Annotated in this window: 23 protein-coding genes; 12 read left to right on the plus strand and 11 right to left on the minus strand. The window is 42.0% G+C overall.

The features are described from left to right. Positions 1-129 precede the first annotated feature (129 nt). The 3 genes from H6G79_RS20055 to H6G79_RS20065 form a co-directional block, all read right to left on the minus strand. Positions 130-402, minus strand: coding sequence for a DUF3143 domain-containing protein (locus H6G79_RS20055; protein WP_062289537.1), 273 nt, complete (start codon positions 400-402; stop codon positions 130-132). Between the two features lie 19 nt (positions 403-421). Further along, positions 422-973 (minus strand): J domain-containing protein, encoded by a 552-nt coding sequence (locus tag H6G79_RS20060; RefSeq protein ID WP_190591358.1) that lies wholly within the window; start codon positions 971-973, stop codon positions 422-424. Positions 974-1,289: 316 nt separating this feature from the next. After that, positions 1,290-2,363 (minus strand): DUF1350 family protein, encoded by a 1,074-nt coding sequence (locus H6G79_RS20065; protein ID WP_190591359.1) that lies wholly within the window; start codon positions 2,361-2,363, stop codon positions 1,290-1,292. Between the two features lie 300 nt (positions 2,364-2,663). Between H6G79_RS20065 and H6G79_RS20070 the strand changes: the two genes are divergently transcribed. Then, positions 2,664-3,212 carry a hypothetical protein gene (locus H6G79_RS20070; protein ID WP_190591360.1) on the plus strand — a complete coding sequence of 183 codons (549 nt, stop codon included), beginning with the start codon at positions 2,664-2,666 and terminating at the stop codon, positions 3,210-3,212. A gap of 76 nt (positions 3,213-3,288) precedes the next feature. Here H6G79_RS20070 and cobA read toward each other — a convergent pair whose 3' ends face one another. Continuing rightward, the gene (cobA, locus tag H6G79_RS20075) at positions 3,289-4,875 is read right to left on the minus strand and encodes a uroporphyrinogen-III C-methyltransferase (RefSeq protein ID WP_190591361.1); all 1,587 of its coding nucleotides are present in this window, start codon (positions 4,873-4,875) and stop codon (positions 3,289-3,291) included. Positions 4,876-5,084: 209 nt separating this feature from the next. On the opposite strand from cobA, the gene H6G79_RS20080 reads away from it, so the two are divergent. Further along, a complete protein-coding gene (locus H6G79_RS20080) occupies positions 5,085-5,672 on the plus strand; it encodes a Uma2 family endonuclease (RefSeq protein WP_190591362.1) in 588 nt (195 codons plus the stop codon). A gap of 16 nt (positions 5,673-5,688) precedes the next feature. Here H6G79_RS20080 and H6G79_RS20085 read toward each other — a convergent pair whose 3' ends face one another. Genes H6G79_RS20085 through H6G79_RS20095 form a run of 3 tightly spaced genes read right to left on the minus strand, consistent with a single transcriptional unit; the run spans position 5,689 to position 7,721 of the window. After that, the gene (locus tag H6G79_RS20085; protein ID WP_190591363.1) at positions 5,689-6,258 is read right to left on the minus strand and encodes a Uma2 family endonuclease; all 570 of its coding nucleotides are present in this window, start codon (positions 6,256-6,258) and stop codon (positions 5,689-5,691) included. A gap of 31 nt (positions 6,259-6,289) precedes the next feature. Further along, positions 6,290-6,754 (minus strand): M48 family metallopeptidase, encoded by a 465-nt coding sequence (locus tag H6G79_RS20090; RefSeq protein WP_190591364.1) that lies wholly within the window; start codon positions 6,752-6,754, stop codon positions 6,290-6,292. Positions 6,755-6,758: 4 nt separating this feature from the next. Beyond that, entirely contained in the window at positions 6,759-7,721 is a 963-nt protein-coding gene (locus tag H6G79_RS20095) for a homogentisate phytyltransferase (RefSeq protein WP_190591365.1), read from the minus strand. A 557-nt stretch (positions 7,722-8,278) separates the two neighbouring features. On the opposite strand from H6G79_RS20095, the gene H6G79_RS20100 reads away from it, so the two are divergent. Beyond that, positions 8,279-9,538: a glycoside hydrolase family 10 protein gene (locus tag H6G79_RS20100; protein WP_190591366.1), complete on the plus strand. Its 1,260-nt coding sequence runs from the start codon at positions 8,279-8,281 to the stop codon at positions 9,536-9,538. A gap of 103 nt (positions 9,539-9,641) precedes the next feature. Here the strand turns inward: H6G79_RS20100 and H6G79_RS20105 are convergent, their stop codons facing one another. Next, a complete protein-coding gene (locus H6G79_RS20105) occupies positions 9,642-9,809 on the minus strand; it encodes a hypothetical protein (protein WP_190591367.1) in 168 nt (55 codons plus the stop codon). A 14-nt stretch (positions 9,810-9,823) separates the two neighbouring features. On the opposite strand from H6G79_RS20105, the gene H6G79_RS20110 reads away from it, so the two are divergent. The 9 genes from H6G79_RS20110 (at position 9,824) to nadA (ending at position 22,376) form a co-directional block, all read left to right on the plus strand. Further along, entirely contained in the window at positions 9,824-10,513 is a 690-nt protein-coding gene (locus tag H6G79_RS20110; protein WP_190591368.1) for an alternative oxidase, read from the plus strand. Positions 10,514-11,353: 840 nt separating this feature from the next. Next, positions 11,354-12,925, plus strand: coding sequence for an ABC transporter substrate-binding protein (locus H6G79_RS20115; protein ID WP_190591369.1), 1,572 nt, complete (start codon positions 11,354-11,356; stop codon positions 12,923-12,925). 11 nt (positions 12,926-12,936) lie between these two features. Beyond that, positions 12,937-15,237, plus strand: coding sequence for an ATP-binding protein (locus tag H6G79_RS20120; protein ID WP_190591370.1), 2,301 nt, complete (start codon positions 12,937-12,939; stop codon positions 15,235-15,237). 72 nt (positions 15,238-15,309) lie between these two features. Further along, a complete protein-coding gene (locus H6G79_RS20125) occupies positions 15,310-16,608 on the plus strand; it encodes a response regulator (RefSeq protein WP_190591458.1) in 1,299 nt (432 codons plus the stop codon). 53 nt (positions 16,609-16,661) lie between these two features. Continuing rightward, positions 16,662-18,257, plus strand: a complete 1,596-nt coding sequence (locus H6G79_RS20130; protein WP_199333999.1) for an RluA family pseudouridine synthase — start codon at positions 16,662-16,664, stop codon at positions 18,255-18,257. A gap of 82 nt (positions 18,258-18,339) precedes the next feature. Beyond that, positions 18,340-19,392, plus strand: a complete 1,053-nt coding sequence (locus tag H6G79_RS20135) for an aldo/keto reductase (protein ID WP_190591371.1) — start codon at positions 18,340-18,342, stop codon at positions 19,390-19,392. Between the two features lie 130 nt (positions 19,393-19,522). Beyond that, a complete protein-coding gene (gene dps, locus H6G79_RS20140; RefSeq protein ID WP_190591372.1) occupies positions 19,523-20,083 on the plus strand; it encodes a DNA starvation/stationary phase protection protein Dps in 561 nt (186 codons plus the stop codon). A 265-nt stretch (positions 20,084-20,348) separates the two neighbouring features. Continuing rightward, complete coding sequence (locus H6G79_RS20145) at positions 20,349-21,065, plus strand: pirin family protein (protein WP_190591373.1); 717 nt, start codon at positions 20,349-20,351, stop codon at positions 21,063-21,065. A 336-nt stretch (positions 21,066-21,401) separates the two neighbouring features. Continuing rightward, positions 21,402-22,376 carry a quinolinate synthase NadA gene (gene nadA, locus H6G79_RS20150; protein ID WP_190591374.1) on the plus strand — a complete coding sequence of 325 codons (975 nt, stop codon included), beginning with the start codon at positions 21,402-21,404 and terminating at the stop codon, positions 22,374-22,376. 91 nt (positions 22,377-22,467) lie between these two features. Here nadA and H6G79_RS20155 read toward each other — a convergent pair whose 3' ends face one another. From H6G79_RS20155 to H6G79_RS20165, 3 genes are all read right to left on the minus strand, one after another. Further along, positions 22,468-22,851, minus strand: a complete 384-nt coding sequence (locus tag H6G79_RS20155) for a DUF2358 domain-containing protein (protein ID WP_190591375.1) — start codon at positions 22,849-22,851, stop codon at positions 22,468-22,470. Positions 22,852-22,995: 144 nt separating this feature from the next. After that, entirely contained in the window at positions 22,996-23,559 is a 564-nt protein-coding gene (locus H6G79_RS20160) for a hypothetical protein (RefSeq protein ID WP_190591376.1), read from the minus strand. 128 nt (positions 23,560-23,687) lie between these two features. Then, positions 23,688-24,689, minus strand: coding sequence for an isopenicillin N synthase family oxygenase (locus H6G79_RS20165; protein ID WP_190591377.1), 1,002 nt, complete (start codon positions 24,687-24,689; stop codon positions 23,688-23,690). Positions 24,690-24,763: the final 74 nt, after the last annotated feature.

A 24,763-nucleotide genomic window follows, 5' to 3' on the forward strand; every position in this document is an offset into this window, starting at 1 on the left:
AGGGAGTAGGGAATGGGGAATAGGGAGTAGTGAAAGAAGATACAAGGGAGATAAGGTACATGGGGTAAAGGCAGAGATTTTCCCTCTTCTCCCTGTCCCCAGCCCCATTTCCTCTTACCACTCCCCAGTTCACGGGCCAGAAAATACGGCTTGTTCGATATCTTCCCGGCTGAGAGAATACTTGAATGAGCGTTGGATTTCTTGGCGATTTTCGCCAGCTTCGAGATATCTCACTACGATTTGTTCAATATCTAGCCACAGTTCAGCTTGCCAATCAGGTCTTTGCACGCGCCAACAATGAAGTTGTGTTTCATCTTGTTGACAACCTTGGTCTTTTAACCATTGCTCAATTTGTGGCAGAGGATGATTATATAAAGGGGTATCGGCTGGCAGAAGAGACATAAGAATTTGAGATGGTGCGTTAAGAAATGGTTGATTTGAAGATGGGAAAGTTATGGTTTTGGCATTCCCCAGAACTAGGGAAGTGGGAGAGAGAAGAAATTTGCTGTTTTGGGGTTAGTTGGGGTGATTGAGTTTGAAAAGCCGCCTCACCACGGGCGAAGCCAATAGCGATCGCCAGTAATAAACATCCCACAAAAGTCAGCCCCAGAATAAATAAAGCGAAAATTTCCCCAGAAGAAAGAGGGCGATCGCTGGCATCCAGGTAAGCCGATTTCGAGTAATCATAAGAATAACGCACCGGACGATGCAAATCCGCAGGCGCTTGAATTACACCAAAGCGGGAATAACCAATTTTCAAATCATAACTGAGTCGCCTTTCTGGATGGCTTAACGTAGCATAAGCTTCATTAATTTGCTGAAATTTAGCAGTAGCAAGGGACGCAGGTAATTCTGTAGTGTCTGGATGATAGCGTTTACTCATTTCCCGATAAGCACGGCGAATGTCGATTACCGATGCTGAGGGATGCAGTCCTAATAAAGAATAGTAGGAGGTTTCACTACTTTGTGGCATTGCCCCGTTTTGATTCACGGCTGTTTGAGGTTTGCAATCAAGTTTTTCCTAATATTGTAAACCTGCCTGCCTGTTCCACAGGGGGAAAAATCATTAGATTTCAACGCTATTTCTCAGCGCAGACTCCTAGCAAATCCAATAATTGTCAGAACTTACTGTTTTTTGAGAATGGGTGTAGGTATGTAGAATAACAGGGGTGAGAAGGGAGACAAGGGAAATAAGATAGATTATCTATTGGTATTGCTGAAAGCAGTGTGAACCGATGCAAAAAATTATCCCCGCATTCAACAATACCAATAGTATTTCGATACTTACCTTATTTGTTCTGCATTTCTCGGCGCTTTTGTTCTAAAGCAGCCAGTAGTTTCAGCACAGGCGCTTCAAATTCAGCATTTCTCTTTTTGACGGCTTCAATAGGTGGTACAGAAAGAGTATCGGGAAAATTAAAAACTAAATCACCGATACGTATTCCTAATGGTCTTAAATGTCCACCCTTGAGTTTGTCGCGGAAATTTTCTGGGGGTTTTTGCAAGCTATTAAAGAACCATTCCCTGGTAGATTTGCCGATATTGTCTAAAGGAAAATAAATTAACCCCAGCAAATTAAACAAATTACTGTTTTTAATTAAAGCCTCAGTTTCTTGGGGTGTTGGTTTCACGTTAAACCCAAGACTGATAATAAAATCTGCTAAGGCTTTGGGTTTAATGGCGCTGTCTAATCCAGTATTAACTGGTGCTAATAATAGAGATGCTTGGCTTTTAATAAAGATGCTGTTAATCTTGACATCTGATGAACCAAAATCTGTTTGATTCTGGTTTACATCTTGATTAACGTAATAAGAAGTTAATTTTTGAGCATTGATGCGTTGCTTTTCTAAGTCACGAATCAGGGTTAATAAATCGTTGACAATACTTTTAACTTTTTTGGCTTGTTTTTCTGGCGATAAATTTCCTGAAGTTTCTTTGACGATTTTCCAAACAAAATCTTCTATTTTTTCTGGATCTTTCGGCAAAGCACTAAAAGCTTCTAAAAGAGCAATATACTTACAACCAATACTGTGACCTATCCAAGAAAAGTTAGAATCATCGAGATAGATTTTATAGTCATAACCTGCTACTTCTGCCATTCTGACTAATTCTGGGATGATCTTATATTGTTCTCGAATGAGAAAACCTGCTTCTCTATAATGGTCAAAGGTAAAGTTAAACGGTAAGAGAATAATTGTATAGCCTTGCTGATACAAACATTCCAGCAAATAGCGATAAAAAAACATTGGCCCAAATGTGCCGAAAAAAGCTCCACCAATGAATTGAATCACGCCTTTAGGTTGGGGATGTAGTGCTACCCAGCTAAAGGAAACAGGTTTAAATCTCAATTTTAAGTTTGTCATGTTTGTGCTTGATAAACAATAGGAATTGAGGGTGTGCTGATGAATCAGAACACGCCTAAAAAAATATGCTGTGCTGAGATAACTTCTCAGAATCTCATTTGATTCTGAATTTTGCTGTATGTTTGTGGCTTGTCATTAAATACTGCTTATTAAGTAATAATTACGTTAACTGTAATTTTTCTTTACAATTGATGATATTCTCTTGTAGTGTCATCATGTGAACGGCTGTAGCAGATAAGTTGATAAAATCTAGACATAAACAGCAATTATTCCTCAAAAATAGTAAAATTTGGAGAATTTATGCCCAAGCTCAACGTTAAACAGAAAAACTGGTTACTTTCAGCCCATGTTGCATTCGGTAGTATTTGGTTTGGTACGGCTGTGTGTATGATCGCGATCGCCTTAAAAAATAGTCATACTACTAACGGCGATGAATTGTATGCGGTTAATGCTGCTTTGAAATTGCTGGATGATTTTGTAATTATTCCTTCGGCAAACTTGTCTTTACTAACTGGTGGACTGCTTTGCTGGCTAACCATTTGGGGATTTTTTAAACATTACTGGGTAATCTTCAAATGGGTGGTGACAGTTAGTTTGATTACGACTGGAACTGTGTGGTTAGGGCCTTGGTTGAATGCTGCTACAAGTATTTCAGATATTGAGCGATCGCAAGCCTTGAGTAATCCCCTGTACAATTTTGATATCAAAGGTGTTTTAATCGGTGGTGCTATTCAAACTGGCTTTATACTGGCGATTATTGCTGTTTCTGTATTGAAACCTTGGGGTAGAAGAATTACCAAACCCGCAGAATCATCTACTGCTTTAAAAACAGAGACGAAAGTCAATTAACTTGTTTTCGGTCAAAAAACCTCCTGTGATCCTCGGCGTATCAACTTTGATGTTGCCTAGACATCAATAATTATGTTCATCGAAACTCCCTACTTCCCTCCGCCCATTTCACCAAAGCTTGAGTTAGTCCTTCTAAGGTATATTCTTCAGCCTCCACATCTACCCGGCCAAATAAAGCGTGACAAGTTTTAGAAGTTTGGGGGCCGATGGAAGCAATGCAAACATCTGCTAAATTGATCACAGCATGATTCGCAAATGTGCGATCAATAATTTGACAGAAAAACTGCACAGTTTTAGAACTGGCAAAGGTAATAATATCGACTTGGTGATTTTGTAAGGCTAACTTCGCTGATTCGGGAATACTACTAGGACAGCAAGATTGATAAGCTGCAACTTCGATAACTTCTGCACCTTTGGCGGTTAATTCTTTGACTAAAATTTCTCGACCACCGGTTTCAACTCTGGGGAATAAAATCTTTTTACCAGACAAGGTTTCGGGAAAATGTTCTACTAAAGAATCGGCTACAAAGTTCGGTGGAATAAAATCTGGTTTGAGTGCTTGTTGTTTGAGAGATTGGGCTGTTTTTTCACCAACAACGGCAATTTTGACATTAGCTAAAGCGCGAGAATCTTTACCCAATGCGGTTAATCTGGCAAAAAAGTATTCCACACCATTGGTAGAAGTCAGAATTAACCAGTCGAAGTCAGATAAACTAGCGATCGCATGATCCAAATCTGCCCAACTCGCAGGCGGGCCAATTTCTAAAGCTGGCATTTCAATGACTTTAGCACCAACCGCCTGGAGGCGATCGCTAAATTCGCTTGACTGTCCCACAGAACGAGTGACTAAGATAGTTTTTCCAGCGAGGGGGAGGTGGTTGGACATAGTTGGCAGACTGGGAATAATTGCTGTAGTGGAATCCTCAGCATTTATTTTCTCAGATTGTAAGTACTGCCGCAGCCTGACCACTTCACCAATTACAATTACCACTGGCGAGAGGGATAATCCTGTGATTTTTTCGAGGATATTGTTTAATTGACCAGTCCAAACTTGTTGATTCGGTGTTCCTGCCCAACGGATAATGGCAATGGGAGTGAGGCGCGATCGCTTACGCCGCAATAATTGATGTATGATTTCCGGCAAATGTTGTCCACCCATCAAGATTACCAGCGTCTCTAACCTTGACAGCGCCTCCCAGTCCAAAGTATCTGGTTCGTGGGCGGTAAACACAGCAAAACACCGACTCATCGCCGCATCTGTTAATGGAATTCCCGCAAACAACGGCGCGGCTAAAGCGGAGGAAATTCCCGGTATAACTTCAAATTCACAACCTGCTGCTTTTAAAGCTTCAATTTCCGAAGTACAGCGTCCAAAAATAAACGGGTCGCCTGATTTTAACCTGACAACTTGTTGACCAGCTTGACAGTGCTGCACCAATAATTTATTAATTTCCCCTTGGGTTGTACTTGGTTTACCACCACGCTTACCCACATCTAACCTTAAACAATTCGCTGGTACACAGTTTAACAATTGCTCATCCACCAGAGCATCATAGACCAACACCTCAGCCACAGCCAAGAGATGATAAGCCTTAACTGTCAGGTACGCCACATCTCCCGGCCCTGCACCGACGAGGTAAACTTTGCCTTGTTGTTTAGTCATGATCTGAGATTAATGCGATCGGGTAGAAAAATTTCATCCCAGAAGGCAAGATAATTAGCGATGAGTTAGTGATCGTAGAATAATTCATATACAGATAGATTACTTCGGCAAAGACGAAATCCTTAACCCTCAAGAAATAACATTACTATTTACAGAAGGTTTTGTTAAGGTATGCCCCTTCTAATTTAGTTTTTTAAGGAAGTGTTGATATGAGTATCCCACTTGTAGAACAGTCCGCAGAAGAAAAACTGATAACTCTCAAAGATGTTTCTTGGGAGCAGTTTAAAGGAATTGAAGCCCAGCTCTTGGACAACCACAATGTTCGATTGTCTTATTTATCAGGAATGTTAGAAATTATGTCGCCAATTGGTGAAGAACATGAATATGTGAAAAGAACTCTCGATTATTTATTAGAAGCTTATATGAGAGAGTTGGGTATACGTTTTTATGGTCGTGGTGGCTACACTTTAGAAGAACCTGGATATGCTTCAGGTACACCAGATGAATCCTATAGCATTGGCACGAAAAAAGAAGTCCCAGACATAGTTATTGAAGTTATCATCACCAGTGGAACTATTAATAGAAAAGAGTTATATAAACCTAAAAAAGTACCAGAAGTTTGGTTTTGGAAATCTAACTCTATCAAAATATTTCGCCTGAGCGAACAGGGTGAATATGAGGAAGTAGAAAGAAGTGGTTTTTTTCCTAATTTAGATCCAAGCATACTGCTAAAGTATATAACCATACCTGACCAGTACGATGCTGTACAGCAATTTATTCAGGATATCCGCAATTAAAAATTATTAATTTTTATTACAAATTTACCTTTAACCAGCCAAAAATTTCACCTACTGTTAACTGTAAACCTTGGCAGAAATCTGGCACTGGCAAAACACTATCAATTGCCTCAAATGCTAAAGGTTGTTTTCCCGCAGGATAAGCAGCAATAAATCGCTCGTCAGGGTCAATTAACCAACCCATTTGAGTGCCGTGATTGAGAGCGTGTAAGATTTTCTTTGTAACTTTCGTATGGCTTTGTTCTGGGGAAAGAATTTCGATCATCCAATCGGGTGCGATAGTAAACGTATTAGCAATATCACCATTTTCATCAACAGGAAGCCTTACCCAAGAAAACACAGCAACATCAGGAACTAGAGAAATTCCGCCAAATGTGCAGCGTAATTCAGGAAAAGCCCAACCCATTTTTTTGACTTTTACAACAGCATTCATTTTGGGACAGAGTTCTCCTTGAATAGTGCTATGCTTTCCTTGCGGGATATGTTTTTGAATTACTTGACCGTCGATGTATTCTGAGCTTGGCTGAGTTTCTGGTAGTGTGAGAAACTCTTCTAAAGTCAATGTTTTCTTTGGTGTTTGTACCATAGAGACTCAATTTAAAATGATTAATCAATATTTAAGTTGATTTGGCGTTGATTTTTGCCAATAACTGAGCCACTTTTTGGGCTTTTTCTGGTTGGCGTTTTTGAAATAATTTTTGGGCTGTTTGCAAATTAGTCTTAGCTGCTTCTGGTTGATTTTGCTGCATTAAGACATTGGCTAGGCGTAAATAAGCTTCGGGGTTTTTGGGACTGCGGCGAATGACTTCTTGGAATAATTCTGTGGCTTCGGCAATTCTATCTTGCTGATATACAACATCTCCTAAAAATAGACGCACGACATCATTCGTAGAGTTGATAGCAATCACTTTGCGAAACTCTGCTTCTGCGCCTGCATAGTCTTTTTGCTGATAAAGATTGATGCCTTTTTGAAAGTAGTTGGAGGTGATTAAGGTTTTCACAGCAAAATAAATCAGTAGAAAAACACTCGCAATCACTACCAAAATGGCAAGAATATCAATTACTGGAGGGGTGTCTAGCATTGTGTTAAGCCAACAAACAACCGATGGGGAATATTAAATATTCTAAGAAAAAGAGTTTCCAAATGAATTGATAAAATTGGGCGATCGCACGTTTATCTTGTAAGTCTACCGTTAAACTGCGAAACCACATCCCACACAGCAATAATAAATGGGTAATCACCAAAAATGCTGAGTTGACAGCCTCTAGCCGCAATACACCCGCCAACATCATCCCCAAATAGCAGAGGGTGAGTACCCAAAGTGCTAAGTTAAATACAGATTGCGTTCCGAGTTGAATTGTAAAAGTAGAGATATTGTACAAGCGATCGCCTTCGATATCAGGGATGTCTTTAAAAATGGCGATCGCAAAGGTAAACACTAAGATAAATATCGTCAGTACCCACACGGCGGTTGGAATTAATTCTTTGCTTTGCAGTACCCAATTAAAATGCAAAAATAAACCCAAATTCACAATTGTTCCACGTACCGAAAAAATGCACAGTGCTGCCCAAAATGGAAACTGTTTCAAGCGAATTGGTGGTAAGGAATAAGCTGTACCAATTGCCAAGCTTAATGCTACCATCCCAAATAAAAACGGCCCATTTAACCAGGCAATTACTAAAGCTAAAATCCCTGTTGTAATGACAATCAATTGTCCTATACGTCGAGAAAATTCCCCAGATGCTAGTGGTAAATGCGGCTTATTAATCTTATCTATCTCTACATCTTCTAGCTGATTTAAGCCGACAATGTAAACATTGCCACATAAACAAGCTATCCATGCACCTAAAACTGGTAAAAGGGAATTGGAAATTGGCAATAGGAAGTCAACTCGATGATTAATGGCAATGGCAATCACATATAAACCCAAAACACTCAGACTGGTGCCAATAATTGTGTGTGGACGAGAAAACTTCCAAAAGGCATATAACCAATTAAATGGCTGCGGTTTGCTTGCTAAAAGGCTGTTTTGAGAACTCTGGCGCATGAGTAGCTGAGATTAAGTATTCTGGCTTATTGTTAATCATTGTCACAGAATTAGCTGATTAACAACAGTCTTAGGTGGAATGCAGTTGCTTTGATGGACATATTGAGGGATGATGAATTTCGGACTCAGCTAAAACACATCTTTCAAGAAACCCAAGGGTATAGGTTTGAGTTTGTTATATAACTACCTGTAAAGGCTGATTAAAATTCATCACAGCAATTTTCTCATTCAAGATAAATCTGAGTATTATTGCTGTAGTCGATTGTCATAAAACGCAGTATCGCTTCCTATTTTCATTATCTTAAGTTATTAATAACACAGTATAGTATCAGTAATTTTTGGTAATGATTCCACGAATGTCAGGTAAGATAAAGACTTGGTAAACTACCTGTTAGACGCGATGTATATTGGACACTAATGGATACTGGTTACGTCATCCTGAATTGACGGTATGAATTCTATTTGAGTTTCCCCGGTGCAGAAGTTCGATGTGCAGCATTGAATGAACAACTACCAATTAACCATTCCTCTAGTAAACATCAATACTTCAAGGCTATATGGCTAATAAATTCCATCACAAAAATAGGCGATGGCGTGAGTGGGTAGGTGACAAATCATTCAACCCGATGAAACTCTTGACTTTCTTAGGTTTGGGGCGCAAGCTAAAACGGCTAGTGCCTGTGCTGATGTTAGTTTCTTTTGTGGCAGTATTGGTAGTAGATGGGCTAAAACCTGCGATCGCTCAACTACCACGCCAAGAAATTCGCGGTGTGTGGATGACTAACAATGATTTTAATGTTTTGCGCGATCGCGTCAAGGTGCGGGACGCTGTAAAACACCTACAACGCCTCAATTTCAATACTATCTATCCTGTGGTGTGGAACTCTGGCTATGCGATGTATCCCAGTGCAACCGCCCAAGGTGCAGGTATTCAGCCTTTTATTACCCGTGGTTTAGAGGGGCAAGATATCCTCGCAGACTTAATTAATCACGCCCATCGTAAAGGTTTGTTAGTTATACCCTGGTTTGAGTTTGGGTTCATGGCTCCGCCAACATCCGAGTTAGCATTAAATCATCCAGAGTGGTTAACGCAAAAGCGCAATGGTAGTGAAACTTCTATCAGCGCGGCGGGTGAAGTTGTTTGGCTAAATCCTTTCCATCCCCAAGTGCAACAGTTTATTACTAACTTGGTGTTAGAAGTCGTCACCCAATATGATGCTGATGGTATTCAGTTTGACGACCACATGAGTTTGCCCCATGAATTTGGTTATGACAAATATACAGTAGCTTTATATACCCAAGAAACCAAAAACAATCCTCCTGCAAACCCTAATGATTCAGCTTGGGTAAAATGGCGGGCAGATAAAATTACAGCTTTCATGGTGAGACTGAACCAAGCAGTGAAAGCCAGAAAACCCAATAGCATTTTTTCTGTATCACCAAATTATTATGATTTTGCTTATAAGTTCCACCTGCAAGATTGGCTGGCTTGGATACGGCAAAATATTGTAGATGAGCTAATTGTGCAAATTTATCGTCCTGATTTCCAGAGTTTTGTTGCCAATATCGGCCGTAGCGAAATTCAAGAAGCACAACAAAAAATTCCCACCGGAATCGGAATTATGGCAGGGTTACGCAATAACCCAGTCCCAATGCCACAAATTAAGGCTCAAGTACGGGCTACTCAAGAACGGGGTTTAGGTGTAGCCTTTTTCTATTACGAAAGTTTGTGGGATGTTGCTCCTGAAACAGTAGCAGAACGTCAGGAAGGATTTAAGCGACTGTTCCCTTATCCGGTAGTTCGCGCCAAAATCTGACAATTAGGTTGAAATTTAGCCATGAGGAACAAGATCCCCGACTTCTTCAAGAAGTCGGGGATCTGAACTTTAAAACAGTTTTTAATATCTGCTATTAGTTGAGTCAAACAAATGCGATCGCTTGATGTAATGAACCACAATTGAGCGATCGCATTTTACTATGTTCAATTTCAATATTCCTCACAAGTTCCTCAAATTTTAGCTGTATAAAAAATTGCACAGGTAAGATAACTAACCCAGCTATCTCAACTACTCCTAATCTTTTAAGCATACATGGAGACAGCTATGATTCGTTTGCTTGTGAATATTTTGGTATTTGTGATCAATACTGTTTATCGCGATCGCCCTTATCCTCGTTTTTATGTTTTAGAAACAGTAGCGCGTGTACCTTACTTTTCTTATCTCTCAGTGTTGCATCTTTATGAAACTTTGGGATTATGGCGCAAAGCTGATTGGCTGAAGGTTCATTTTGCCGAATCTTGGAATGAATTGCATCACCTATTAATTATGGAATCTTTAGGTGGAGACGCATTTTGGGGCGATCGACTATTAGCCAAAACTACAGCATTAATTTATTACTGGATTATTACTTGTGTGTATTTCTTTTCACCGCGTTCTGCCTATCATTTTATGGAACTGGTGGAAAAACACGCATACAGCAGTTATCACAAATTCTTGACAGCAAATGAAGTGGAATTGAAAGCCCAACCGGCTCCATTAGTAGCAATCCGTTACTATCGTGATGGCGATTTATATATGTTTGATGAGTTTCAAACATCTCATCAACCCAATGAACGCCGTCCTCAAATTGATCATCTTTATGATGTGTTTGTGGCAATTCGAGATGATGAAATGGAACACGTAAGAACTATGGAAGCTTGCCAACAAACTAATGCACAACTTTCATTTAAGAGTCCTCATACCTTGGAAATGAAGACAGTTACAGCTAACTTTGAGCTTGAGGTTCACTCATAGGACTTACGCATCAAAACGAAAAATCAATGGTTTCGGCGAGGGTATAGGGGAGCCACTGGCGTGGGCGGGTTTCCCGAATTAAGCCAAGTGGCGTGTGTACTTATTCAAAATCCTTACACCGTTCGGCTGACGCTCACGGCGAAGCCCCAAACCCTTTCACCCTAACACCCAATCTCCACAGATAATCTTTGTGCGTAAGTCCTGACTCATAAACCCCTCGGACTAGTTGCGTGTCTAGACTAAAGTCGTGCATAAGGTTCGTAGTTGCGATTTAGCGCAACTACGAACCTTTAATCTTTATGCGTAAGTCCTGATTAATCCTGTTGAGGTTTTGGAAATTCTCTCAATTATACCGAATGTACTCAGTTGAACCCAGACCAGAACTACTGGACTGTGCTTCCCTTTCCTTTTTGTCAGCATAAAGTGGGCAAGTTGCTCATCTTATGCTTACAGTGACACCCACTCCAAGTGTTCTAGACGATGCAGCAAGGAGTTTTATCTTGCTTTCCTGGGACTGTTAGAATGCCGTCTGTTGTTGGAATACTAATGGGTGACACCAGATAATCAGGAACTTTAAATGATACTGCAAAGAGTTTTATAAACGCAAGGTAGATATGGACAGCCTTGTTTGTTGTGCTGTCTTCTAGAGTCCTTTGTGAGACAAGGTTTTCAGTTTTTATATGGCACTAAAAACAGCTTTTCTATTTTTAATGCTTACAGAAAAAATAATCCCATGAATTTCCTAAACCCTATATAAAAGCTGACAACCTCTGTGGAAATTTCCACTCATCTGAGATACACCAAGCCAACTGAATGTACTCATTAAAAGGTTAATCAAATATGCACCTCTCATTCCGGCAACATTTACGCGCTGGCTGGAAATTCCTTAAATATCTAACAATACTGCTGACAGCACTGTGGTTCAGCATTTCTCTTCCCGGATGCAGCTTGTTCCCAGCCAATGTATCTCCAAATGCCTCCACTCAATCCACAAAAACTACAGCCCCTGTACAACGATTTGACGGGATAACAGTCAATGTTGTCACTCGTTCAGGCGTAATTGGTGCAGGGCTAAAACGACGAATTCCTGAGTTTGAATCGCTGACGGGAGCTAAAGTCAATTTGACGATGCACGACTTTGGCAAGGTCTATGATATGTTGCAAGCTGACTGGTCGAGTGCATCTCCTAAATATGACATGGCGGTGGCTATGCCGCAGTGGTTAATTGATTTTGTGAATGCTAATTATCTGGAAGATTTAACCGCTCGTGTCGAGGCTGATGCAGCGTTGCAGTGGGAAGACATTGCACCATTCTTTCGCAATGCCAATGCCATTCACAATCAGCGCATTTACGGTGTTCCGGTAGATGGGGATTATCATCTACTCTACTATCGCACCGACTTGCTCTCAAAAGCCGGATTAACGCCGCCCCTGACTTGGGATGATTATTTGAAAGTAGCGCAAAACTTTCATGGCAAAGACCTGAATGGGGATGGAACCCCAGACTACGGCTCTTGTATTGCCAAAGAGCCGGGACACGTCGGATTTTTCATGTTTAGCTCGATCGCCACATCCTATCTACAATCCAAAGGTACAGGGCAGGGGGCATTTTTTGACGCGGCAACCATGAAACCACTAGTAAAAAACGAGGCGTTTGCCAAGGCCTTGGATGTTTACAAACAAACGATGGCCTATGGAGTGCCTGATGATGCCAACTTGCAATTTGTTGAAGCCCGCAATGTTTTTCTCGCCGGGCGGTGTGCCTTGATGATCGACTGGGGCGACATTCCCACGCTGGCACTTGATTCAACTGTTTCAAAAGTCACGAATAAGGTTGGGGCAGCCATGACACCCGGTAGCTCTAAAGTGCTTGATCAAACCACGGGTAAATTCACGGTCTGCGATAAGTTTATCTGTCCCTACGCCATTGACGGCATTAATCATGCCCCTTTCGCGGCTAACCTGGGCTACACCGGAGTTATTTCCGCCAAAGCTGCGCCCAAAGTAAAAGATGCTGCCTATGCCTTTCTGTCCTATATGAGTCAGCCCGCCCAGGCAAATGTGGATGTGACAATTGGTGCGACCGGGTTTAACCCCTATCGAGTTACGCAGTTTAAGGACGTAGCGCCCTGGATTCAGTCTGGAATGTCGGCAGAAGCGGCCAATAACTATTTAGGAGCTATTGGCATTACCTTAAGCAATCCCAACATGGCATTAGATTTGAAATTACCCCACGCCAAACGTTATCAATTGGAAGTTCTTGATCCAGCACTAAAAGATTTCATGGCAGGAAAAATCAGCCGCGAACAGACAATGGGGCGGGTTGAGCAGGGTTGGCAGAAAATTACGGATCAGGTAGGACGGGAATCCCAAAAAACAGCGTATCGCTACAGCTTGGGATTGGAATCTTAGAGGAAAAAAGAATGCGTAAACAAAGCCTCAGCCGCAAAATTGTTTTAGCCTATTCGCTGCTAGTGACGCTGGCGGCTGGGCTGTTGACTACGGGGTTGTCCTGGCAACTCCGCACCGTCCAGCGTCAGGAAATGCGCGATCGCCTGATGGAACTTTTGCGCCTATCTGTCCCCCAAATCGACAGCGATTATCTGGCATTGACAGTGACACCCGACAGTATGAAGGAGCCGTTTTACAGAATCAATCAGGAACGGCTCAAAAATATTCAAGCTGCCAGCCCCTCCATCAGCCACATCTACACCCTGCGGCAACAGTCGGACGGGAAACTGGTTTTTGTGTTGGATTACGACAACGAAGGGGGTTCTAATGCGCTGGTGGGAGACCCCTTGCAATTCATCACCCCTGGGCTAAAAGGCGACATTGCAGACTTAGAGGAACCGCTTGTTGAACCCGATATTCTGTCAAGTCCGTTAGGTAAACCTGTTCTGTACGGCTATGCCCCAATCAAAAATCAGTTTGGACGCACCAATGGCGTATTAGTGATTGAACTAAATGCCAGTTCGGTCATTCAAAGCGAACGGCAAGCCACTGTTATTGCGTTGGGAATTTTTTGTTTAGTCTTGCTGTTGACCCTAGTGGTGATTTGGTGGCTGTCTCAGTCATTGGTGATTCGTCCTGTTCTGCAATTAAATCAGGCGGCTAAACAGCTGGCAAGCGGACAGTGGCAGCAAGTGTTACCAAGCGATCGCAACGACGAGTTGGGTGATTTGGCTAAGTCTTTTGATCACATGGCCAAGCAACTGCAAGAATCTTTTGCCACACTGGAACATCGGGTGCAAGAGCGCACTACTGAGTTGGAAGCCGCAAAACTCACTGCTGATTCGGCGAATCGGGCTAAAAGTGAGTTTTTGGCTAATATGAGCCACGAACTGCGTACGCCTCTCAATGGCATTCTCGGCTATGCCCAAATTTTGCAGCGTTCTAACTCGTTGCAACCATCCGAAAAAAAGGGGATCAGTGTTATTTATCAATGCGGCAACCATTTGTTAATGCTGATCAATGATGTGCTGGATTTGGCGAAAATCGAAGCCGGAAAACTGGAGCTAAATCCGTCAGACATTCATCTGCCATCGTTTCTGCAAGGGATTGCGGAGATGAACCGAGTCAGGGCTGAACAAAAGAAAATTGTTTTTGCGTGCGAACCTGCGGCAGATTTACCGCAAAGCATTTATGCCGATGAAAAACGATTGCGCCAGGTGTTAATTAACCTATTGGGCAACGCTATCAAGTTCACACAGCAGGGGAGTGTTTACTTTCGGATTACGGCTCATCAGCATCATGAATCCCTCGACTCTTACAAAATCCGTTTTGAAATTGAAGATACGGGTGTGGGGATGACCCCTGAACAGCTAGAAAAGATTTTTCTGCCGTTTGAGCAAGTGGGGGATGTGAAAAAGCAAGATGAGGGGAGTGGCTTGGGACTGGCGATTAGTCTCAAAATCGTCTCTCTCATGGGCAGTAAAATTCAGGTAGAAAGCACCTTGGGGCAAGGTAGTCTATTTAGCTTTGAAGTTGATCTCCCAGCATCACTGAACTGGTCAATTCAAGAGCGTCAGGACGGGAAAAACATCATTGTGGGCTATGGTGGGCAGAGGCGCACAGTCCTTGTGGTGGATGACAAATGGGAAAATCGATCGCTGATTGTCAGCTTGCTAGAGCCGATTGGATTTGATGTGGTTGAAGCCAGCAATGGTAAAGAAGGTTGGGAGCAGATCATGGCTCACAAACCCGATGTACTGATTACTGACTTGGTGATGCCCGTCATGCACGGCTTTGATTTGCTTAAACAACTGCGCCAGTCCACTGAATTGTCGCACATCTTGGCGATCGCTTCATCTGCCAGCATTTTTGCCCAAGATGAATTTCAAAGCTTGGAAGCAGGAGCCAACTGCTTCTTATCCAAACCCATCCAAGTGGATGAGCTACTGGAGATAATTCAAACCCATCTCAAGTTGACCTGGATTTATGAAGAACCAACTACAACCATAGAATCCTACAGCCAAGAGCGCGATACCCCTGCTGTGACAAAACTGTTTCCTCCACCAATAGAAATCCTGCATCAGCTGCAAAAGCATGTTCAGGAAGGTGATATAGATACAGTGGTTAACTTATGCGAACAGATTCAAAAGTCTCATCCAACATCATTTGAGTTTGCCAAAAAGTTGATTCAAATGTCTGAAGATTGTCAGATCAAACAGATGCGTGAATTGCTACAAGAGTCCTTGATTATTGCTGTTAGGAAAATGCGCTAGGACACCTGAAATACATATCTTCTCAATTCCATATATTACTCATGCAGGACAGCAATGACAACCGACCATCAGATGAGCAACAATCAAAAAAATGAATTTGTTTTGGTTGTGGATGACAATCCGACTAACTTATCAGTCTTGAGGCAAGTTTTAAAAGAAGCAGGCTTTCAAGTGCGGTTAGCAGAAGATGGGAAGAGCGCAATTGAGCAGGTTAATCTCGCCCCTCCAATCTTAATTTTGTTAGATGTGCAGATGCCTGTCATGGACGGCTTTGAAACCTGTTCCCGCCTCAAGGATAATCCCAAAACCCGCGATATTCCCGTGATTTTTACAACTGCACTGTCTGACATCGGTAACAAGCTCAAGGGGCTATCCCTAGGAGCAGTGGACTACATTACCAAACCTTTTGAGCAGGAGGAAGTCTTGGCGCGGGTCATGTTGCATTGGCGTATGCACAAGCTGACGCAGAAATTGCAACATCTGACCGAGACCCTGGAAGAGCAAGTCGCAGAGCGAACCGCATCCCTTCAGCAAGCTCAGATACGCCTAGTGCAGCAAGAAAAGCTTTCGACACTGGGGGAATTAGTTGCAGGCGTAGCCCATGAAATCAACAATCCGATTGGCTGTCTAATCAACAACATTCCTGCGGCTAAAGAGCATGTCACCGCTTTGCTACAAGCTTTGGAACTCTATCAATCTGAAGTCAAGCAGCCCTCTGAGTCGCTTCAGCAGTCCCTAGAAGATTTAGATATAGAGTTTGTGGCAGAAGACTTACCAAAGCTGTTGGGTTCAATGCACCTCAGCACCGATCGCATCAAGGAGATATCCCTTGCCCTACGCACCTTTTCTCGGATGGACAATACATCCAAAATCCCGTTTGACTTGCATCAAGGGCTTGACAGCACCTTGCTAATTTTGCAGCATCGACTGAAGGCACTAGGGGAACGACCTGCAATCCAAGTTATTAAGCAGTATGGAGTATTGCCTTTAGTAGAATGTTACCCTGGACAGATTAATCAAGTATTTATGAATATTCTGGCGAATGCGATCGATGCACTAGAGGAGTTCAATCATAGACATAGTTTTAATGAGATCAAGACCAATTCCAACCAGATTACAATTACCACAACAATGATACATAAATTTGTGAAAATCATGATTGCTGATAATGGCAATGGCATGAATGAAGAAGTAAAACAAAAGATTTTTGACCATTCATTTACGACAAAAGGAATTGGTAAAGGAACAGGTTTAGGATTAGCGATCGCCCACCAAATTGTTGTGGAGAAACACAAAGGAAATATCGATGTTTACTCCCAGCTTGGATGCGGAACTACCTTTGTCCTCACGCTACCCATTCAGGGTCAATGAAGTAGAGAGATTTTTATCGAGAAACTCTTTCAGAAATGGGATTGTAAATTAGTTTGTGTCAAATTAACTATTACTATGAAGGGCGTTGTCCCCAAACTGGCGAACTGCTGAGATTACCCCGCACTGCTTTGATAGAAGCAATTGCCCGTGGTTTAATGAACTATCTCGCTAGGGATGAGCGTTATGCTAGGGAAGGCAAGATGTATGGTGTTTTATTAGTTGAATTGCCCAGTGGTGAACAAAAAGTTATTCAAGCTTTCTCAGGATTATTAAACGGTCAAAGTGTTGTTGAGGGCTGGGTTCCACCAATTCCGGGACGAGAAGCAATTGCTTTATCAGAAGCGGAGACTTTAGCAAAATTAGAGGCGATTAAACAAGAAATTATTAATTTACAAGAATTACCAGAACGACAGCAGTATGAAATATTATCTGCTGAATTTACACAGCAATTGCAAGTCATGAGCGATCGCCATCGTGAATGCAGATATCAACGCCAAGCCCAACGCCAAATACTGGGCGAAACACTCACAGGTGAAGTTCTCACCACTGCACTTGCAGAACTTGACGCAGCCAGTCGCAAAGATGGGATTGAACGGCGACAACTCAAACGTCAGCGAGATGAAGTTTTACAGCCGCTTCAACAATTAATTACCGCCGCAGATACCAAAATCAGAGAATTAAAACAACAGCGTAAAACCTTATCTCGTCAACTCCAAGCCCAAATGCACGCTGCTTATTCGCTGATGAATTTTTTCGGTCAATCTCTCACCTTACAACAATTAATGCCGGATGGTTTACCCACGGGTACAGGCGACTGTTGCGCCCCAAAGTTGTTGCATTACGCCGCCACCCATCACCTTAAACCCCTCGCAATGGCAGAATTTTGGTGGGGGAAATCTTCAGGAGATAAAATTCAAGGGGAATTTTATGAAGCTTGTGTAGAACGTTGTCAGCCGTTGATGGGATTTTTGCTGTCGGGTATTAAACCTAATAGTTCAAGGGGAGTTGTCAGTCCCTCCGCTACTAGAGAGGAGATTATCTATCAAGACGAATGGCTAATTGCTGTGAATAAACCTGCGGGACTATTATCAGTTCCCGGCCGTTATCAAGACACCCAAGATAGTGTAGTGAGTCGTTTACGGAATTTATTAGCTGATGGGACGAACCTTGTATCTGTGCATCGTTTGGATCAAGAGACTTCTGGTATTTTGTTGATAGCACGCGATCGCAATACGCACTATCACCTCAGTCAACAATTCCAACAGCGACAAGTGCATAAAGTTTATGAAGCAATTTTGGCAGGTGCGGTGACTCAAAATCACGGTGTGATTGAATTACCACTTTGGGGAAATCCGCAAAATCGCCCTTATCAACAAGTTGATTGGCAACATGGTAAACCCAGTGTCACCAAGTTTCAGGTAATTGCCAAAGAAGGCGAATACACCCGCGTAGAATTTATCCCCCTCACCGGACGCACCCATCAGCTGCGGGTTCATGCGGCGGTAGGATTAGGCGTGGTAATATTGGGCGATCGCCTTTATGGATGTAATGCTAATGCAAATCGTTTACATCTCCACGCCAGGGAAATCAGTTTTTACCATCCCCAATTAGCCAAAACTCTTCATTTACAAGCAACAACACCTTTTTAAATCAGTGTCATCTACCATTGGTCAATTGTTACTGCTAATTTTTCACTGCTAAGGTAATTAAAAACTACCAATTGCGAGTGATATGAGATACAAACTCTTAGGCAAAAGTGGGTTGAGAGTTTCGGAACTCTGCTTGGGAACGATGACTTTTGGTGAAGACTGGGGTTGGGGTGCTTCTGTTGATGAAAGTCGGAGAATTTTTGAGACTTTTACAGCAGCCGGTGGGAATTTTATTGACACCGCCAATGGTTACACCAACGGTAGTAGTGAAAAAATTGTTGGTGAATTAATTGCTCAAGACAGAGAACGCTTTGTAGTTGCAACTAAATACTCTTTTCCCTCGCGGATGGGAGAAAATACAGGTAATCCCAATGGTAGCGGCAATCATCGCAAGAATTTGGTGCAATCCTTAGAAGGTAGTCTCAAACGACTGAATACAGACTATATTGATTTATTTTGGTTACATGCTTGGGATTTTACCACTCCAATTGAGGAGGTAATGCGATCGCTTGATGATGTGGTGCGTCAAGGTAAGGTTCTTTACATTGGGATTTCTGATGCACCTGCTTGGATTGTGGCTCAAGCTAATACTATCGCTCAATATCAAGGCTGGACGCAGTTTGTAGCTTTGCAAATTGAGTATAATTTAATTCAGCGAACACCAGAACGAGATTTGCTCCCAATGGCTAAAGCCCTTGATTTAGCAGTCACACCTTGGTCGCCCTTAGCTGGTGGTGTACTGACAGGTAAGTATAATCAGCCTCTGCAACCAGGAGAAGAACAAGGTAGGCTTGCCAACACTGCATTTGGAACTGTATCAGAACGCAGTTTAGCGATCGCCGCAGTAGTGAGTCAAGTTGCTACGGAAATTGGCGCTTCACCTTCGCAAGTCGCATTAGCTTGGTTACGCGCCCAAAGTGGTGTAATGATTCCTATCGTCGGCGCACGCAAACTCAGCCAATTTCAAGATAACTTGGCTTGTTTAGATATCACCTTATCGCCGGAACACCTGCAACGCCTCAACGAAGTGAGTCAAATTGAACTAGGTTTTCCCCACGACTTCTTGCAAAATGACATCATCCGCGATCGCCTGTTTGGTGGTACATTCAATGCGATCGACAACCACCGCCTTTGAATTACTGAGTATCCGCAAGAGTAATCAAGATAATAAATCATTCCTGCGGAAAAACCATCTGTCTTTCGGAAGTTCCCCAAACTCCATCACTATTTGTAGACTCAATGTGTCGATCAACAAATTTAGAACCATGAGCGACAATAAGCAGACATCCCGTCTTTATCCCTCTCGTATTGATATTCCTGCCGAAGCACGTTCTCAAATCGTAGCCATTCTGAATCAAACATTGGCAGCTACCTTAGATTTGAAAACCCAGACAAAGCAAGCACACTGGAACGTTAAAGGTACAGACTTTTATCAGTTGCACGAATTGTTTGATGAGATTGCAGGCGAATTAGAAGAATATGTTGATACAGTGGCTGAACGTGTCACCGCGTTAGGTGGCTATGCTTTCGGAACCGCAAGACTAGCGGCTAGTAACTCCATCCTGCCAGAATATCCTCTGGATATTTTGGATGGCAAAGACCATGTAACCGCATTAGCCGACCGTTTTGCACCTTACGCTAAACATATCCGAGAAGCGATCGCTAAAACCGACGACTTAGGTGATGCAGACACCGCAGACCTTTACACCGAAATTTCTCGCACCATTGACAAACGACTGTGGTTCTTAGAAGCTCATTTGCAAGTAGCAGAAATTAAAGCAGAGAATGGCTCTGCTACTACTAAAACACCAGCTACAGTTAGATAATTCCTGGCAAACTTCATAGTATCCTTTTGGTAAGTACGCCACTTTTTAGTGCGTACTTTTCATTTTATAGGTAGATATTCTAATATTTAAATAAGTCGAAAGCCAGCTAGATAAATCAAAATTCTCTCTGAGATTAGTGATTAATTGGCAGTTAAAATCTAGCGCATCGATTTGGTAATTAATTAACTGCATTAATTTGCATATTTCTGTACACAAGAATATTAATTATTGAGATTACCAAAACTAAATCAACTGAGGTAAATTTATGTCTCAAAATACAATTAACTATTTAATTCATGATCGAAACAATCGCGGTCGGAGCCAAATCGGCTGGCTAGATAGTTACCACACATTTTCCTTCAGCCATTTTTATGATCCCAATCGGATGGGATTCCGGTCTCTGCGCGTGATTAACGACGATCGCATTGCGCCTGGTGCGGGTTTTCCTACCCACGGACATCGAGATATGGAAATTCTCACTTATGTGCTGTCTGGCGCTGTTGAGCATAAAGATAGTTTGGGTACAGGTTCAGTCATTCGTCCTGGTGATGCTCAAATTATGAGTGCAGGTACAGGAATTATGCACAGCGAGTTTAATCCCTCACCCACCGAACCACTCCATCTACTGCAAATCTGGATTTTACCAGATGAGCAAGGCTTGGCTCCCAGATATGAACAAAAAGCATTTTCTGTAGAAGAAAAACGCGGTCAATTACGCTTAATCGCCGCCAAAGATGGCCGCGACGGTGCGGTAACAATTCATCAAGATGTGGATTTATACGCCTCTGTTTTAGAAAGCGGTGATGTGGTGAATTATCACCTGAAACGCGATCGCTATGCTTGGTTGCAAATAGCTCAAGGTATAGCCACACTGAACGGCGAAGAACTCAGAGCCGGTGACGGTGTACAAATCAGTGGCGAGGAAAAACTCGAAATTAGCACCAACCTGAGCGCGGAAATCCTGCTATTTGATTTAAAGTGAGTTCCATGAGTGCTGTTTGACCTCCAGCTTTTATCAGTTGACAATTGTCAACTGATTAGATTTACAAATAACTCATCGTGATGGCGGAAAAATCAGCACCCCCTACTACTGTAAAGGCGGGTTAATAGGGGATTTCCTTTACCCAGAGATTCTTTTACTCAACCTGCCCTTACCTATAAAGATAATTGCCAAAACTAACCTAGGATATCATACGCTTTTATATACTTACGTAATACTTCAAAAAGTCTTTAATTTTATTGCCTGTTATTTTTGGTAAAAACTACTATAATTGAATCCACTAGATAAAATACTTGCAACCATAAGCAACCCCTAACTGTGTTTACAACTGCATTTGCACCAAAAAACCAAACCCAATCAGGTGAACTACCACGAGATTTATTTGCTGCTATTGAGGATTTAAAAAAAGAACTCAATGCGGTAATCTTGGCGCATTACTATCAAGAACCAGATATTCAAGATATTGCAGATTTTATTGGTGATTCGTTACAACTGGCGAAAGCCGCAGCTCAGACCAATGCAGATGTAATTGTCTTTGCTGGCGTACACTTTATGGCAGAAACAGCCAAAATTCTCAATCCTGATAAGTTAGTACTGTTACCTGATTTAACTGCTGGTTGTTCTTTAGCAGATAGTTGTCCACCAAAGGAATTTGCGGCGTTTAAAGCAGCTTATCCTGATCATTTGGTGGTTTCGTATATTAACTGCTCTGCTGACATTAAGGCAATGAGCGATATTATTTGTACTAGTTCTAATGCTGTCAAAATTGTGCAGCAGATACCCAAAGACCAGCCAATTATTTTTGCTCCAGACCGGAATTTAGGGCGCTATGTCATGGAACAAACTGGCAGAGATTTGGTACTGTGGCAAGGTAGCTGTGTTGTCCATGAAACCTTTTCCGAAAAGAAAATCGTCCAGTTAAAAATAGCACATCCCCAAGCGGAGGCGATCGCGCACCCAGAATGTGAAACTAGCGTTTTGCGCCACGCTAATTATATTGGTTCGACGGCAGCTTTACTCAAATATTGTCAGACCAGCCCTGCCCAAGAATTTATTGTGGCGACAGAACCAGGAATTATTCACCAAATGCAAAAATTTGCGCCAGATAAGCATTTTATTCCTGCGCCACCGACAAATAATTGTAACTGTAATGAGTGTCCGTTTATGCGACTCAATACATTAGAAAAATTGTATTTAGCGATGAAAAATCGCGCTCCTGAAATTACAATGTCTGAAGATATTAGAGTGGCGGCGCTGCGTCCCATGCAACGGATGTTAGAAATGAGTGTTTAAAAGTGCTGCTGTCACAAACTTGGAATATTTGAGAGCAAAAAGATATCCGACTTCTTCAAGAAGTCGGGTATCTGAACAAGCTTTGATCACACTATTTAACTGGAAAGAAATGCTGTTTAATTACATCTAGCTGTGAACAATTCCAATAATCAATGTGAGAAATAATCAAATCATCAGAGTTAAGTTTTAATTCGCTCCAGCCAGTGATAGAAATGCGGGGTTTCCAAGGTAAAGGACTATTCCAACTCAGTGTCCACTCGGTTTTGATAGTGTCTCCCAAACGTTGAATACTATGTAAATCCATTTTGAGATTTAAAAAGAAAGTCTGGATAAATTTAATCATCCACTGATAAAGTTTAAGTCCTCGAAATTTGAAAACCGCATCTTGAAAATAAACATCTTCTGCGTAAATTGAATATGTTTGATTTTCAGGAAATCTTTGATAATCTTCTTTGAGAATTTCGATAATATCCATGAATAAAAATAGGGAGTAGGAAGTAGGGAGTAGGGAGTAGGGGGTAGGGACTAAGAATTAGGGATTAGTATTTTTTCTCAGCACTCAGCACTCAGCACTCAGCACTCAGCACTCAGCACTCAGCACTCAGCACTCAGCACTTTGCTATATTTCATTCCAAAGGCGTTCTAGTTGATATTGCCAAGTTGCTAATACTTGTTCTCTATCGTTAGCAGATTGGTTAATTTCACCCATTAAGCCTTCTGCATAAAATCTGTCTAGGTTTTGCATTGTGGCTTGTAGAGATTGTCCTTGCTGTTTTGCGCCTTGGATAATTTTGCGGAGGCGGTTTTCAATAAATCGATTGAAGACATCATTTAAACCAGCTTTATGAAGAGAAAGCAGTCTAGAAATAGCATTGGCAAAATCCGCACTCACTAATGTACCCATATTATGGTGATAGACTCCCCAAACTACTCCGTCATAGATGGCGTAGCGGGTTTCCTGAGTTTCATCAAAGTTGGCTTCTAAAAATTGGGTTAAAAATGTTTCCGCTTCTTGTAGCGGTACAATCGGCAATAGCACTCGCAGCCAAGTTTGGTCTTCTGACAGCAGCACTAACAGCCGAAAACTAGGTGAGTCTACTTGCCAAGATCCAGGTGCGATCGCAGCTATACTTTCTGTACCAAAGAATTCTGTTAGTGTTACCGCAATTTCGTCAGGTGTCATAGTCTAAATTTGAGCTTTACCATCTAGGGTAACGCTTTCAAGGCACAAAGGTTATCTGTGAAATTTGGGTGTCAGGGTGTGGGGGTGTTCTTTTAACTCAGCACTCAGCACTTTCAACTCAGCACTCTTCATAAAACTGTGCGCTGTAACTCTGGGAAAACTTTGGCTACTTTACTCAGCACGTAATCACCGTAGGTTCCTTGAAAGTTATGCACACTGGCTTTATCCCAACGTTCTTGAGAATCTTCTTGGACGACGTGATTTAATTCAATCGGTTTGACTTCTACATCAAAGTTGGGATCGAAGAAGAATGGAAAGGATAGGCGATCGCGTCCACTAAAATTTTGTACCCGATGGGGTGTAGATTTGTATAATCCGCCTGTCATGCGATCGAGCATATCGCCGATGTTACAGACAAAGGAGTTCGGTACAGGTGGCGCATCAATCCAGCGTGATTTTGATTTGATTTGCAAACCACCTAAATTGTCTTGTTTGAGAATAGTTAATACGCCGTAATCTGTATGTTCACCAACTCCCCAGCGAATTTTGTCGTTGCTTGATAACTGATCAGGCGGGTAGTTAAAGATGCGAAATAATATTAAGGGGTCGCTGGTGTAGCGATCGCTAAAGTAAGATGCTTCTAATCCCAAGCTTAAGGCAATACCTGTCATTAAAATATGTCCCAGCTTGGTCATTACTGACATATACTCTAGTACTGTCTCACGAAATAGTGGCAGATTAGGCGGAAACAAATTTGCACCGTGCATAGGTGTACCAGCTTTTACCTGCGGGTGTGATGAAGTTAATTCCGCACCAAAATAAATCCCCTCTTTTAAATCTGGCTTTCCTGATGTGAGTTCGTCACCAACAGGAAAGTAACCCCGCCATGCTTTTCCACCTAACGCCATAGGGATTTGCATTTTGGTGGCTAAATCTTGGGCAAAAAATTCACGGCTACAATCTTCTAGGCGCTGCTGCAAGTCTATATCTACACCATGCCCAATAATATAGAAAAATCCATATTCCCGACAGGCTTGACCAATTTTTGTTGCTGTCAGGTGGCGATCGCTACTTTCTGTGACTAAGGCACTGATATCTATAATCGGAATTTGGTATTGTGTGATTGCCATAGTTTGATTTTTTAGGTAATATTTAACACATCAATTTTTGATATATCTCATCACCTTTCTTAACTTAGTGAGTT

It is taken from the genome of Anabaena sp. FACHB-83 (assembly GCF_014697485.1).
GTDB lineage: Bacteria > Cyanobacteriota > Cyanobacteriia > Cyanobacteriales > Nostocaceae > Nostoc_B.

Bases quoted from the DNA above. Each gene is read 5' to 3' on its own strand.
- H6G79_RS20105 (WP_190591367.1), bottom strand. From the start codon at position 9,809: ATGCTTAAAAGATTAGGAGTAGTTGAGATAGCTGGGTTAGTTATCTTA.
- H6G79_RS20095 (WP_190591365.1), bottom strand. From the start codon at position 7,721: ATGCGCCAGAGTTCTCAAAACAGCCTTTTAGCAAGCAAACCGCAGCCA.
- H6G79_RS20135 (WP_190591371.1), top strand. From the start codon at position 18,340: ATGAGATACAAACTCTTAGGCAAAAGTGGGTTGAGAGTTTCGGAACTC.
- H6G79_RS20115 (WP_190591369.1), top strand. From the start codon at position 11,354: ATGCACCTCTCATTCCGGCAACATTTACGCGCTGGCTGGAAATTCCTT.
- H6G79_RS20125 (WP_190591458.1), top strand. From the start codon at position 15,310: ATGAGCAACAATCAAAAAAATGAATTTGTTTTGGTTGTGGATGACAAT.
- H6G79_RS20165 (WP_190591377.1), bottom strand. From the start codon at position 24,689: ATGGCAATCACACAATACCAAATTCCGATTATAGATATCAGTGCCTTA.
- H6G79_RS20120 (WP_190591370.1), top strand. From the start codon at position 12,937: ATGCGTAAACAAAGCCTCAGCCGCAAAATTGTTTTAGCCTATTCGCTG.
- H6G79_RS20145 (WP_190591373.1), top strand. From the start codon at position 20,349: ATGTCTCAAAATACAATTAACTATTTAATTCATGATCGAAACAATCGC.
- H6G79_RS20085 (WP_190591363.1), bottom strand. From the start codon at position 6,258: ATGGTACAAACACCAAAGAAAACATTGACTTTAGAAGAGTTTCTCACA.
- H6G79_RS20055 (WP_062289537.1), bottom strand. From the start codon at position 402: ATGTCTCTTCTGCCAGCCGATACCCCTTTATATAATCATCCTCTGCCA.
- H6G79_RS20070 (WP_190591360.1), top strand. From the start codon at position 2,664: ATGCCCAAGCTCAACGTTAAACAGAAAAACTGGTTACTTTCAGCCCAT.
- H6G79_RS20155 (WP_190591375.1), bottom strand. From the start codon at position 22,851: ATGGATATTATCGAAATTCTCAAAGAAGATTATCAAAGATTTCCTGAA.
- H6G79_RS20160 (WP_190591376.1), bottom strand. From the start codon at position 23,559: ATGACACCTGACGAAATTGCGGTAACACTAACAGAATTCTTTGGTACA.
- H6G79_RS20110 (WP_190591368.1), top strand. From the start codon at position 9,824: ATGATTCGTTTGCTTGTGAATATTTTGGTATTTGTGATCAATACTGTT.
- H6G79_RS20100 (WP_190591366.1), top strand. From the start codon at position 8,279: ATGGCTAATAAATTCCATCACAAAAATAGGCGATGGCGTGAGTGGGTA.
- H6G79_RS20065 (WP_190591359.1), bottom strand. From the start codon at position 2,363: ATGACAAACTTAAAATTGAGATTTAAACCTGTTTCCTTTAGCTGGGTA.
- cobA (WP_190591361.1), bottom strand. From the start codon at position 4,875: ATGACTAAACAACAAGGCAAAGTTTACCTCGTCGGTGCAGGGCCGGGA.
- H6G79_RS20060 (WP_190591358.1), bottom strand. From the start codon at position 973: ATGCCACAAAGTAGTGAAACCTCCTACTATTCTTTATTAGGACTGCAT.
- H6G79_RS20090 (WP_190591364.1), bottom strand. From the start codon at position 6,754: ATGCTAGACACCCCTCCAGTAATTGATATTCTTGCCATTTTGGTAGTG.
- H6G79_RS20080 (WP_190591362.1), top strand. From the start codon at position 5,085: ATGAGTATCCCACTTGTAGAACAGTCCGCAGAAGAAAAACTGATAACT.
- dps (WP_190591372.1), top strand. From the start codon at position 19,523: ATGAGCGACAATAAGCAGACATCCCGTCTTTATCCCTCTCGTATTGAT.